The sequence below is a fragment of the Pedobacter sp. AC464 genome (assembly GCF_979253075.1).
On sequence record NZ_CEEDBV010000001.1, the window covers coordinates 2,390,627 to 2,402,591 of the forward strand.

At 39.9% G+C, this 11,965-nt stretch carries 11 protein-coding genes; 3 read left to right on the forward strand and 8 right to left on the reverse strand.

The window, feature by feature from the left end:
• The first annotated feature begins 16 nt into the window (after positions 1–16).
• The 3 genes from AC0IWT_RS10385 to AC0IWT_RS10395 all read left to right on the forward strand — a co-directional run bounded on the left by AC0IWT_RS10385 (position 17) and on the right by AC0IWT_RS10395 (position 4,301).
• Positions 17–709, forward strand: coding sequence for an ABC transporter ATP-binding protein (locus AC0IWT_RS10385; RefSeq protein ID WP_471797143.1), 693 nt, complete (start codon positions 17–19; stop codon positions 707–709).
• Positions 699–3,245 carry an ABC transporter permease gene (locus AC0IWT_RS10390; protein WP_471797144.1) on the forward strand — a complete coding sequence of 849 codons (2,547 nt, stop codon included), beginning with the start codon at positions 699–701 and terminating at the stop codon, positions 3,243–3,245. The genes AC0IWT_RS10385 and AC0IWT_RS10390 overlap by 11 nt, the downstream gene beginning before the upstream one ends.
• A gap of 144 nt (positions 3,246–3,389) precedes the next feature.
• Positions 3,390–4,301 carry a DNA adenine methylase gene (locus AC0IWT_RS10395; protein WP_471797145.1) on the forward strand — a complete coding sequence of 304 codons (912 nt, stop codon included), beginning with the start codon at positions 3,390–3,392 and terminating at the stop codon, positions 4,299–4,301.
• Between the two features lie 56 nt (positions 4,302–4,357).
• On the opposite strand, the gene AC0IWT_RS10400 is transcribed toward AC0IWT_RS10395, so the two are convergent.
• The 8 genes from AC0IWT_RS10400 to AC0IWT_RS10435 form a co-directional block, all read right to left on the reverse strand.
• Positions 4,358–4,495 (reverse strand): DUF7004 family protein, encoded by a 138-nt coding sequence (locus AC0IWT_RS10400; RefSeq protein ID WP_471797146.1) that lies wholly within the window; start codon positions 4,493–4,495, stop codon positions 4,358–4,360.
• A 167-nt stretch (positions 4,496–4,662) separates the two neighbouring features.
• A complete protein-coding gene (locus AC0IWT_RS10405; RefSeq protein ID WP_471797147.1) occupies positions 4,663–7,116 on the reverse strand; it encodes an outer membrane beta-barrel protein in 2,454 nt (817 codons plus the stop codon).
• A gap of 21 nt (positions 7,117–7,137) precedes the next feature.
• Positions 7,138–8,910, reverse strand: a complete 1,773-nt coding sequence (locus tag AC0IWT_RS10410) for a M56 family metallopeptidase (protein ID WP_471797148.1) — start codon at positions 8,908–8,910, stop codon at positions 7,138–7,140.
• Between the two features lie 26 nt (positions 8,911–8,936).
• Positions 8,937–9,329, reverse strand: coding sequence for a BlaI/MecI/CopY family transcriptional regulator (locus AC0IWT_RS10415; RefSeq protein WP_471797149.1), 393 nt, complete (start codon positions 9,327–9,329; stop codon positions 8,937–8,939).
• Between the two features lie 125 nt (positions 9,330–9,454).
• Entirely contained in the window at positions 9,455–9,856 is a 402-nt protein-coding gene (locus AC0IWT_RS10420) for a GlcG/HbpS family heme-binding protein (protein WP_056871683.1), read from the reverse strand.
• A 60-nt stretch (positions 9,857–9,916) separates the two neighbouring features.
• A complete protein-coding gene (locus AC0IWT_RS10425; RefSeq protein ID WP_471797214.1) occupies positions 9,917–10,768 on the reverse strand; it encodes an NAD(P)-dependent oxidoreductase in 852 nt (283 codons plus the stop codon).
• A 189-nt stretch (positions 10,769–10,957) separates the two neighbouring features.
• Entirely contained in the window at positions 10,958–11,416 is a 459-nt protein-coding gene (locus AC0IWT_RS10430) for an NUDIX hydrolase (protein ID WP_471797150.1), read from the reverse strand.
• A gap of 286 nt (positions 11,417–11,702) precedes the next feature.
• Positions 11,703–11,894, reverse strand: coding sequence for a hypothetical protein (locus AC0IWT_RS10435; protein ID WP_056871686.1), 192 nt, complete (start codon positions 11,892–11,894; stop codon positions 11,703–11,705).
• Positions 11,895–11,965: the final 71 nt, after the last annotated feature.

Genomic DNA, 11,965 nt, shown 5'->3' on the forward strand with positions numbered 1-11,965 from the left:
CTTTAAAATTCAGCCATTGGAAAGCATACTGAACGTCCGAAATGTAAGTAAAATTTATCAAAGTGCCGGCCGCGAACTCACTGTATTGAATGATATAAACTTTGCAATAGAAAAAGGTTCTACCGTGGCCATTACCGGTCCTTCGGGAAGTGGAAAAACAACACTTCTTGGCTTATGTGCCGGTTTAGACCGGTCAAGTACAGGCAGTATTGAGTTAAACGGGGTGCTGCTTGATAAGCGCTCGGAGGATGAGCGTGCGGCCATCCGCAACCAATATGTGGGTTTCATTTTTCAGAATTTCCAGTTGTTACCTACCCTTACAGCCCTCGAAAATGTGATGGTTCCGCTCGAATTGAGAGGCGAAAAAAACATTAAAGCACATGCAATGGACTTGCTTGATAAGGTAGGTTTGGCTGATAGAAGCCATCATTACCCTATCCAGCTCTCGGGCGGTGAACAGCAGCGTGTTTCATTGGCACGGGCATTTTCGAATAAACCATCCTTATTATTCGCCGACGAGCCTACAGGTAATCTTGATGCAGAAACAAGCGAAAAAATCATTAAACTTTTGTTCGATTTGAATAAAGATGCCGGAACTACGCTTGTGATTGTAACACACGACCCTGATTTGGCAATGAGAACCGGCAGAGTGATTAAAATGAAAGGTGGATTAATTATAGCTGACGAGAACCCAAATTATGCCCGATAATAACCTTCCGAAGCAGCGCGTTCCAATTTCGTGGTTGTTTAAAATGGCCTGGCGGGATAGCCGCAAGAACCGATCGCGTTTACTTTTATTTATATCTTCTATTGTACTGGGCATTGCAGCACTGGTTGCTGTTTATTCCTTTAAAGATAATCTTCAAAACGATATAGACCGGCAAGCGAAAGAATTAACTGGCGCCGACTTAATTGTGGAAAGCCGGAAAGCTGCCACTAAGGAGACCCAGCGGATGCTGGAAACCATGGGCAATGACCGTGCGGCTGAAAGCACTTTCGCATCAATGGTTTATTTCGTAAAAAGCGGCGGGAGCAGGTTGGTACAAATGAAGGCCTTAGAAGGCAATTATCCATTTTATGGCAGTATTGAAACAACACCAGCCAGCGCTGCAAAAAGTTTTTTTACCGCACAAGATGCATTGGTTGATAAAACACTGATGCTTCAGTTTAACGCGCAAACCGGCGATTCCATTAGTATTGGCGATCTGAGATTTAAAATTGCCGGCGTGTTAGATAAGGCGCCAGGCCAAACAGGCATTGCAGCAAGCGTGGCACCGATAATTTACATACCACTAAAATATTTGAGTAAAACCGGTTTAATTAAAACAGGAAGCCGGGTAAACTACAAATACTATTATAAATTTAACAATGCAGCCGAGCTCGATGCAACGATAAAAAAGCTTCAGCCAAAACTCGAAAAAGAAGGATTGGATATTGATACCGTTGCAGATAGAAAAGCGCAAACCGGCCGCTCCTTCCGCGATTTAAACCGGTTTCTGGCGTTAACTGGTTTCATTGCTTTGCTGCTTGGATGTGTGGGTGTAGGCAGCGCAATTCACGTTTACATTCAGGAAAAACTATCCGCAATTGCCACCTTACGCTGCATGGGATTAAAAGCTTGGGATGCTTTCTTAATTTTTTTAATTCAGGTATCATTTATTGGCTTAGTTGCTGCAATTATTGGTTCTACACTAGGAACTCTAATTCAGTTTTTAATTCCGATTGTACTAAAAGATTTTTTACCTGTCGAAATCACGATGCAAATTTCTTGGGGAGCAATTGGCCAGGGCATTTTACTTGGTCTGGTAATCTCTGTGCTATTCGCGCTTCCTTCATTACTGGCTGTAAGGAAAATTTCTCCACTCAACGCGATACGTGCAATATTTGAACAGAACGCACCGGCGAAAAGAGATTTGTTAAAGTTGGTGGTTTATTTGCTCATGATTGGATTCGTAATCGCTTTTTCTTATTTACAGATGAATAACTGGCTGCAAGCCATTGCATTTACAACAGCGATTTTTGTCGCCTTCTTACTGCTTATGCTGTTTTCGGGCGTGCTGATGTTCTTGGTCAAAAAACTAATGCCAGCATCGCTCAACTATCTTTGGCGCCAGGGTTTTGCAAACCTCTATCGTCCAAATAATCAAACCCTTATGTTAACGGTGTCAATTGGCCTGTCGACTGCTTTTATCTGTACACTTTACTTTGTTCAGGGAATCCTGATAAGCCGCGTTACGCTTTCCTCGGGTAGTAACCAGCCAAATATGGTTTTGTTTGACATTCAGACTTCGCAACGTGCGGCTGTTACGGATTTGGCAAAATCATTCAGCCTGCCTTTAATGAATCAGGTATCCGTTATCACCATGCGTATCGAGGAGATAAATGGAAAAAAAGCTGGTGCAGACAGCACAAATAAAAGAGCATTTAGAAACGAAATCAGGGCAACATATCAGGATACGCTTACCGCTGCCGAGAAGCTCGTAGAAGGAAAATGGACGGGAAGAGTAACGGGCCCAAATGATGTCATCTACATTTCTTTAGATCAAAACTTTGCCAGAAGCATTAAGGCTAAAGTGAATGATAAAGTAGTTTTTAATGTCCAGGGTATGCTGTTACCAACCGTGGTAGGAAGTTTGCGAGAGGTTAACTGGAGCAGGATGCAGACAAACTTCCGCGTTGTTTTTCCCTCGGGCGTGCTCGAGCAGGCACCTCAGTTTCATGTACTAATGACCCGCGTACCGAATAGCGAAACATCGGCAAAATTCCAAGGCACAGTTGTGCGCAAGTTCCCTAACATTTCTGTTATTGATTTAGGGCTAGTGCTGAGACTTCTGGATGAATTGCTGAGTAAAATAAGTTTTGTTATTCAGTTTATGGCAGGCTTTAGTATGATAACCGGCTGGATCGTACTGATATCGGCTATTTTAACAAGCAAAAATCAACGGATAAAGGAAAGCATCTTGCTTAGAACAATGGGTGCGAGCAAGAAGCAAATTTTGGTAATTAATGCTATTGAATACTTCTTTTTAGGCTTATTTGCCGCCTCTGCAGGTTTAATCCTGTCGATGTCTGCCAGTTGGGGGCTCGCAAAATTCAGTTTTGACGCTTCCTTTATGCCTCCGGTTTTACCAACATTAATGCTTTTCGGTAGTGTGGTGTTGTTGGTTGTAATTACTGGTGTGCTAAGCAGCAGAAGCATTTTAAACAAGCCACCACTGCAGATTTTAAGAAATGAAGCGAGCTAGCAGCAAATTTTTTGCTTTTAGATGAGGGTTTCAATGCTGCGGAGCATTTCTCAGGCTTTAAAATGACTTTATGCCGGCAGTTTTTTAGTCGCTCACAACGAGCTTAATTTTATAACTTGCGATACAAAACGTAGTCTGTTTATCTTGCAAAACCAGAACATAAAAAATAATTTAGCGAAGCCATTTTTGAAATGGGCCGGTGGTAAAACACAGTTAATTCCCGCAATTGAGGCCTATTTGCCTGTTGAGCTTACTAATAGGTCAGATTTAACTTATGTTGAACCATTTATCGGTAGCGGGGCCGTGTTCTTTTGGTTTATACAAAAATTTAACATAAAAAAAGCCGTAATAAATGATATAAATGCGGAACTGATTTCTGTATACCAAATCATAAAATCGGTACCAGAAGAACTAATCCTATTCTTAAAGGAACTAGAGCGCAATTACAACGACTTAACAGCGGAAACGCAAAAGCGCAGTTTTTTCATGGATATACGCAGCAAATTCAACTTAAAAAGCGATAACAAAGTTGAAAATGCAGGCTATTTTATTTTCTTAAACCGAACTTGTTTCAACGGATTATATCGGGTAAATAGCAAAAATTTCTTCAACGTTCCATTTGGGAAATACGTTAAGCCAAGAATTTCCGACCCGAAGAACATTCTGGCGATTAGCGAGTTGCTGCAAAATGTTACCATTTTGAACTGTGATTACACAGAAACATTGAAGCATGCATCAGAAAACAGCTTTTTTTATTTCGACCCGCCTTACAAGCCGATTAGCAAAACTGCATCTTTTAATGCATATGCAAAACACGATTTCGGTGATAAGGAACAGGAGCGCCTCGCAAAATTTACTGAACTGCTAACAGAGAAAAATCACCGGTGGCTACTTAGTAATTCCGACCCTAAGAACATCGACCCGGCAGCTGTATTTTTTGATGAACTTTATGATAAACCTTCAAATACAATTTGCAGGATTAAGGCCCGGCGCATGATTAATGCAACTGCGGCTAAAAGAGGAGAAATTAATGAGATTTTGATCATGAACTATTGAGGGTTCAGATGTCAAATTTCCTCATAACGAGATCCAAATCCTGCCATTTTTTTCCTTTAGCGATTTGCCGCATATTCAGGTGTTTCATCTTCCATTAATACGTGATGCATATCTAACCTCTTAATTCTTTTCTTCAAAATCGCATTTGGCTTATTTTCCGCCGCAACCATGCCCGAGGTAACCTCTTCAACCAATTTTGGTTAAATAGGCACACCATTGGTCGAATCCGCCAGTATCAAATCCGATAAGAACGTGGTTGTTTATTACTTTAAGAATTGTTGGCATTCCGTTTAACTAAGCGTTTAAAAATGGGATGCGAAATAGATTTAGTAATCAGTTAAAACTTCTCACCATGCAAAACTTAATTTTTCACACGGCTCTTTTCGTCGTCGGCTCCTGAGGTTTCATGCTTCGCGGGCGACGAGAATACTTTTCCAAATCGATAAGCGTAACTCAAAATAACCGTTCGGGTATCAGCCCTGTTTGTCCAGTTTGCATCGGTTGCCGCAAGATTGTTAATTATTCCAACAAAAACCCGGTTCTTAAAAATATCAGAAGCTGATAACTTAAGCGTGCTCTTTGCCGACAACTTTTTTTGAACTGCTGCACCAAACTCATGCACCCGACCGATTAGAAACTGAACATTTGAAAACTTCGTTTGGTACCGCAAGTTTGCTTCTGCGCTCCACGAAGGCGACAATTTAAACTGTAAGTTGGAATTGGTTCTGAAATATGTTCCATTAGTAAACAAGTAGCCGGTGTAAAAATCTGTTTTAGAAATGATGTTTGCAACCTCCGTGTAAATATGGGCGCTCAACCATTTTGAAAGGTCTAAATCAGCATTTACAGAAATATTTTTTACTGTTCCCCTACCAATATTCGCCGGCCTGCTGTAGTAAGTGCCATTTACAATTTCAATGGTTTCACTAACATCATCCCGAACCCAACTGTAACCAAGTGTTGTTGTAATTTTGTTTTTAAAGGTATGACTAAGCTCAATACTTTGCGTAAATGCCGGCCTCAAAAAAGGATTGCCTACATAATAGGTAAACTTATCCAATGGAGAATAAAACGGATTTAAGTCCTGGTAGTACGGCCTGTCTATTCTCCTGCCGTAATTTAAGCCAACCTGATTATTGCCTGCAGTATCAATTTTGTAGCTTAGATATGCCGTAGGGAAAAGGCTGTTGTAGGTCCTTTTAAAAGACGAATCGGCCTTAACCAGATTTCCAAGTTGGTGCCCGTCGGAAATTGTATTTTCAAACCTCACACCAGCCTGAAGGGAAAAGCGCTTTCCCTCCATGCTCAGGTTTAAATAAGCAGCATTTATATGTTCTTTATAAACAAATTGATTGGTTTTGCCGTAATCAACAACCGTATTGCCATTGGCAGTATACAGGTAATTGGCTGCGTTATCGGTTTTCGTATAACTCGTTTTTAAACCAGCTTCCATTTTCCATAATTTATTGATAGGTTTTGCGTAATCTGTTTTCGCAGTAAAAATGTCGATATCAGAAGGCAAATCACCAGTCAATAAATCCTGAGACTTCAACTGCATATTTGGAAAGTAACTGTAATTATAATACTGCTGATCGGTTTGATTCCGATAACTCAGATAATCCAGATCAAAAGTGATGTCGCCATCATCTTTTCCAAACTTATGCCTGTAATTGAGGTTAATTGCGGCGTTTCTGTAATTTATAACGTCAATATTTTCCGCTTTAATGATAGAATCGGGCTGTTTTACGGCATTAAGCAAATTGCTTGTATTGTTATTAACCTGAGTAGAAACGCGGCTCATACCTGTGAAAACGATTCCCCAGGTACTCTGTTCAGATTGGTAAAAGTCGACACCAGCTTTTGCATTAAACGTATTACCATGCCTTCTAAAAAATGAATTCTGGTTAAAGAAGTATTTTGGGGTATTGTCGGGATTTTTATAAGTCCGGTTTAAATCCAAATCTGTAAAACTATTATTTAGGTTATTACTGAAATTACCGAAAACATTAACCTTATTTTTTCGGTAGTTAAAGTTCAAACTGTTGTTGGAGCGGGTTAGCTCTCCCTGATTTATACTCAAATTTATGCTTCCGTTAAAGCCGGCAGCTTTAGTCTTCTTCGTTTTGATGTTAATCACACCCGCATTCCCGGCGGCATCATATTTGGCAGGCGGGTTGGTCATCAACTCAATTTGCTCCAGCGAAGATGATGGCAAACTGCGTAGGTAATTCTCCAAGTCCGGTCCGGAAAGATAAGTTGGCTTATCATCTATAAATATGCTAACGCCACTTTTCCCTTTCAAGCTAATCAAACCATTCTGATCAACATTTACCCCCGGCGATTTCGCGAGCACGTCCAAAGCTGTGGTTCCGGCATTTGAAATTAAAGCATCTACATTAACCACCATTTTATCTAATTTTTGCTCAACAAAGGCCTTTTTGCCGCTAATGTTAACCGTGTTCAGGTTGTTGGCCCCAGCAGATAAGGTAATCGCACCGAGATTAAGGGCATCGTTTTCACTATTTAAGCGTAGAGTTGCGCTTTCATATAGCCTGTAACCCATTACTGAAATTTTGATCTGGTAATCCCCATAACTTAGACCTGCAAAATCAAAGCTTCCGTCCGTTTCACTGAGCAACTTTTTTAGTAATACAGAATCTTTAGCACTGTATAATGCTACCGTTGCTGCAGGTATGGCGTTTGCATTTTCATCCACCACAGTCCCCGAAATTTTTATGGTTGTGGTTTGGGCTCGCACAAAAATTTGGGCAAAACAAAGCCAAACGGCTAAAAAAGCCATCAATTTAAGTTTCATAATTTAAAGTGGTGCTTTAAGTTAAGGCGCAGTTGCTGTAGTAGAATTTGTTTCAAACCTGTAAAGCAACGCAGCGTTATCACTTTGAAGGTATTTCTTTTTATACTTTTGATGATAGTTATTAGGTTGCTTAACCCCATTTATAATCAAATTATTTTTATCCAGTTTGTAAGAAAGTCTTTCTGAATTTTTTATAATTCCATCTTGAAGCATCTCACTTATTATCGCTTTATATTCATACACGTCAGAATTTGTACTGGTAGCCGATTCAATTGTTGTTTGGGTACCAGTTTTTGTTGATGTTCCTGGCGCATTTTGCCCATTATTTCTGTTTAAGGGTGGCAGGGGCGGTGTGCTTTGATGTACCGGAGGAGATGGCGGCACCACCGGACTTACTGGTGCAGAAGGCGGGTTTATGTGTCCTCTTCGTGATGAATTATTTCTATTGAGATTCTCATTCCGCTGCATTTTCGCATCTTCAGCGGCTATTTTAGCGTCTATCTGCGCCTGCAAAGCGTCAAGTTTTGCCACCTTTGCATCTGCTTCGGCCACTTTCGCATCCTCAGCGGCATGCTTAGCATCTTCAGCAGCTATCTTTCCGTCCTCAATGGCAACTTTTGCATCTCTAATCGCCTGTTTCGAATCCTCAATTGCTTGCTTTTTGTTTTCTATCGTCTGTTTCCTCGCAATTTCAGTTCTTGTGTTTTTTCTTTTTATCGTATCACGAAGTTCATTGGCAGGATTTACCTCGCCAGAGGAAGCAACATTTTTAAATGCTGCAGAACAGATTACTACAGATACGAGTGCTAGAGTTAATATCGTCTTTTCCATTTTATTTAGGGTGGTTTTAGTGTCGAACAGCATTCGGCTGATCCGGTTAAAAAGGTGATTCTTTTCACCCGTAACTGCTAACGCAAATGCAGGTGCTTTTAATTGGAATTCCTGGCAGGTTATTAAAGCCTTTACATAATTCCGCTTATTATCCATTTTTGAAATTGCAAGGTCGTCGCAGCAATTCTCGCGTTCTTCTTTAATTAATTTTGATACCCACAACACAGCCGGATTAAAGAAAAATACAATTTCGATAAAGCTTTGGAGTAGATTCACCAGGTAATCTCTTCGTTTAATGTGTGCAAGCTCATGACAGAGAATGGCTTCGACTTCATCGGCCGAAAGACTGTTCAGCAGACCTAAAGGAATTAAAATTAACGGCTTGAAATGACCTACAACCATAGGAACGGTTGCAATCCCCGATTGTAAGATGCGCACGCTTTTGCCAATTCCCAGGTTCATTGACAGCGTCGCTAATATACTATCCCATTTTTTCCCGGCAGAATAAGTTTTGGTTCTTTTCAACTGATGTATGGCGGTTAGGCCTGCGAAAAACTGAACACTTTTTATACATATTACCAAAAACCAGCTTAACACGATTTGTGCCGTATAGCTATTCCATAATCCTGCAACGGTATTTATTCCTGTTATTATATCTGTCTGAATATTAGGGCTTGATTTTTCAGTAATCGGCAACATGTTTTTCGCTGTTGAGATTGCTTTTGTTTCTAAAACCTCAATTTTTAATGCACTGAAAAACACCATACCTACTGCGACTACAAACACGCAAAGACTTGCCGTTAATAAATTATATCTTATCACTGCTGATGTTTTTCTTGTCGAAAACAAAACAATAGCAACCACTAAAGCTAAAATTACACCTATCCATAACGAGTGGAAAAGAGTTGTGGCTAAAGCATGAAGCCAGTTTGAAGGCAAAAATTCTGTTAAATTTAATTCCATATTGTGGTTCTTTTTAGAATTAGTAATTATTTATCAAAGTTGTTCAGCAGTTTTTTGATTTTTTCGATATCATCTTTCGAGGTTTTATTGTTACCCAATAACTGCATCACAAGTGATGATGCTGAACCCTTATAAAGTGTGTTTACAAATTTATCCAGCAGCTGATCTTTCGTTTTAGATTCGTCTTCAACCGGAATGTAGATGTGTTTCATTTGCGACTCGTCTCTTTTCAAGATGCCCTTTTCGGTTAAAATTTGCATCTGTTTTAAGGTTGAGGTGTAGTTGACATCTCTCTGCGCATTAAGCTTATCATTTACGAACCGAACTGTCGAAGGCCCAAACTCCCACAAAACCTGTAGTATCTCAAGCTCTGCTTTGGTTGGCTCTGGTAGATTCTTTTCAGTTTTACTAACTTTCATAAACCAAAGGTACGATAGTTTTCGTACGAAGCAAGTATTATCTAGTTTTTTTTCAAAAAAATTTTTTTTCAAAAAAAAGCCCGAACATCGTTCGGACTCTTAGTGATAAGGAATAAAGTATTTAATTATTTAACCGCTTCAGCACCAGCCTGCGCAACAGCATGGTCATCATCTACGGTACTTCCAGATACGCCAATCGCACCTATAATATCGCCTGATGCATTTTTCAAAATAACACCACCTGGAAAAGTAATTAACCCGCCATTTGAGTGTTCGATGTTAAATAAAGGCTGGCCGGGTTGCACCAAAGGCGTAAGTGCTTTGGTATCCATTTGAAACCATGCAGCCGTCTTTGCCTTTTTCATGGAAATATCTACTGAGCCTATCCAGCCTCCATCCATATGCGCAAAAGCGATCAGGTTGCTGCCAGCATCGACTACAGCGATGTTCATTTTTGTATTGATTTCTGTTGCTTTAGTTTTTGCCGCAGCAATTACAGCTTCTGCCTGTTCGAGTGTAATGTTCATAACTTTAAATTATTGATTGTATGACAACAAGTTAATGAATATAAAGTTTACGGTTTCAATTTATTTCAACGAATTAATGATGGCGATGATATCGTCTTCTGCACTCGTTTTTTCAGCTGCCTTAAATGTGGCGATGGCAGCCTTTGCAAGTGGCGAATTAAGGCCCTGGTTCTGAGCCAGGTTTAAATCTTTGACAATATGTTTCAACGCAAAGGCTGCTTTGAAATTATTCTGCAAAATCGCTTCACCTTTAATCTTTGTAAACAGATTTCCAATAGCCGCATTATTAATTAATTCTAATAAATCTTGAGTTCTTACACCTTTCTCGTTAGCGAAAAGGAGAGTTTCCGCTAAACCTTGCGCATATACGGCAAGCAGCGCGTTTATAGCAAGCTTTGCATTATTCCCAGCGCCTGTTTCGCCCACATGCAAAGTCAATTTCCCTAAACAATCCAGCACTGGCTTAGTAGTTTCAAAAATCTGCTTATCACCGCCAACCATTATCACAAGTGTGCCTGTTTCTGCTTGCTTCACGCTCCCTGATACTGGCGCATCCAGATAGAAATTTCCCTTCGCCGTGCATCGTCCAGCCATTTCAATGCTGATTTCCGGCGATACCGTACTCATATTTACAATCGTTCTACCTGACGAACCCGATGCAAGCAGGCCGTTTTCGGACTCAAAGATCTGTTTTATCGCCTCATCATCCGATACCATGATAAAAACAACGTCTGAACTATCCAACAGCGCACTGGTGGAGGAACAATCCGATGCCCCCATTTTTATAAGCGCTTCAGCCTTGGCCCTGTTTCTGTTGTAGACTGAAACCGGATAATTTGCATTAATCAGTTTTTCTGCCATTGGAATACCCATATTACCAAGGCCAATCCATCCTATTTTTTTTTGCTCCATACAACAAATATCAAATAATAAGACTGAAATCTGAGGGATTATTGCTAAACAAGAATTTATTTGAAGTTGAACTATCAAAACTTGACACAAGTCTTTGGAACATTTTAAAGTGCTGCTGAACCCAATGCATCGTGCACGGACAAATGGCATTTGGAAATGTTCCGATCGACCATGAATTGAAAACCTTGATTAATGAAAAATCTTAACCCGTAATTCGTTTAGAAAAGAAATTTGCCTTTCGTTAATTAAATTTACTGCTTCATCATACTTAAACCAACCTGCCTTATCTACCTCAGGAAAAGATTTAATTTGACCCGATTTTGGCGGCCATTGAATTTCGAATAAATTGCTTAGAATCCTTTCAGCATCGATATCAAATTCCACGGCCCAGCATAATACTTTTTTGCCTCCTTTCTGAACCACAGGTTTGAGTTCAATAAAGCTTCCTTTAGGAACGGTTCCAGTCTCTTCCGCAAATTCACGGACTGCCGCCGCCAAGGGCGCTTCACCATCCATCAGTTCACCCTTGGGTATTGTCCACCAACCTTCATGTTTCTTCGCAAAAAATGGCCCGCCGGGATGCACCAAAAAGAACTCAATGTCATTGTTCAGCTTTCTAAATAATAGTAATCCGGCGCTTAATTTCATCTATTCAAACTTATGATTTATGATACAAAGCAGCTACAATTTTTTTGTGCTGGAAGCATTTGAAATTAGCTCTGTATTGGCTGCATGGGAAATATACGCTCCAGATGTCACTTTCCTCCTCTGGTAATTGCTTAGTCACATAGTGCATTTAACGGAGCAAGCAAATCTACAGAAACTGACTAATCTGTTTTATAATGCACGATTAATCCTTCATAAGTTGTGAAAAATAAGGCGTAAAAAAACCCCTGCCTGTTAAGCAAGGGTTAATTTCGTGAAACGGTTCGGTTTATAATAAGCCGTAAAGTCCGTTCGCATATTTTCTCAAAGAAGAAGAAACGGATTGCATTTTATCTGGAGACGGACCCTTTACTTTATAAGCTTCGGGATGTAATTCCATTTGTTCACCTTCTTTATTTAAAAAAAGATTTCTGTGTGTGAGCGTATCATTTTGGATTTCGTCGGTTTTTAAAGGAGCCATGATGTATTATTTTTATATTAACACAACATGGTCTGATTAAAAAAGTTTTTACCCGATATAAAAGAAAATTT

Excerpts from the sequence above, each read along its gene's own strand:
- AC0IWT_RS10410 (WP_471797148.1), bottom strand. The coding sequence starts at position 8,910 with ATGGAATTAAATTTAACAGAATTTTTGCCTTCAAACTGGCTTCATGCT.
- AC0IWT_RS10425 (WP_471797214.1), bottom strand. The coding sequence starts at position 10,768 with ATGGAGCAAAAAAAAATAGGATGGATTGGCCTTGGTAATATGGGTATT.
- AC0IWT_RS10430 (WP_471797150.1), bottom strand. The coding sequence starts at position 11,416 with ATGAAATTAAGCGCCGGATTACTATTATTTAGAAAGCTGAACAATGAC.
- AC0IWT_RS10415 (WP_471797149.1), bottom strand. The coding sequence starts at position 9,329 with ATGAAAGTTAGTAAAACTGAAAAGAATCTACCAGAGCCAACCAAAGCA.
- AC0IWT_RS10405 (WP_471797147.1), bottom strand. The coding sequence starts at position 7,116 with ATGAAACTTAAATTGATGGCTTTTTTAGCCGTTTGGCTTTGTTTTGCC.
- AC0IWT_RS10390 (WP_471797144.1), top strand. The coding sequence starts at position 699 with ATGCCCGATAATAACCTTCCGAAGCAGCGCGTTCCAATTTCGTGGTTG.
- AC0IWT_RS10420 (WP_056871683.1), bottom strand. The coding sequence starts at position 9,856 with ATGAACATTACACTCGAACAGGCAGAAGCTGTAATTGCTGCGGCAAAA.
- AC0IWT_RS10435 (WP_056871686.1), bottom strand. The coding sequence starts at position 11,894 with ATGGCTCCTTTAAAAACCGACGAAATCCAAAATGATACGCTCACACAC.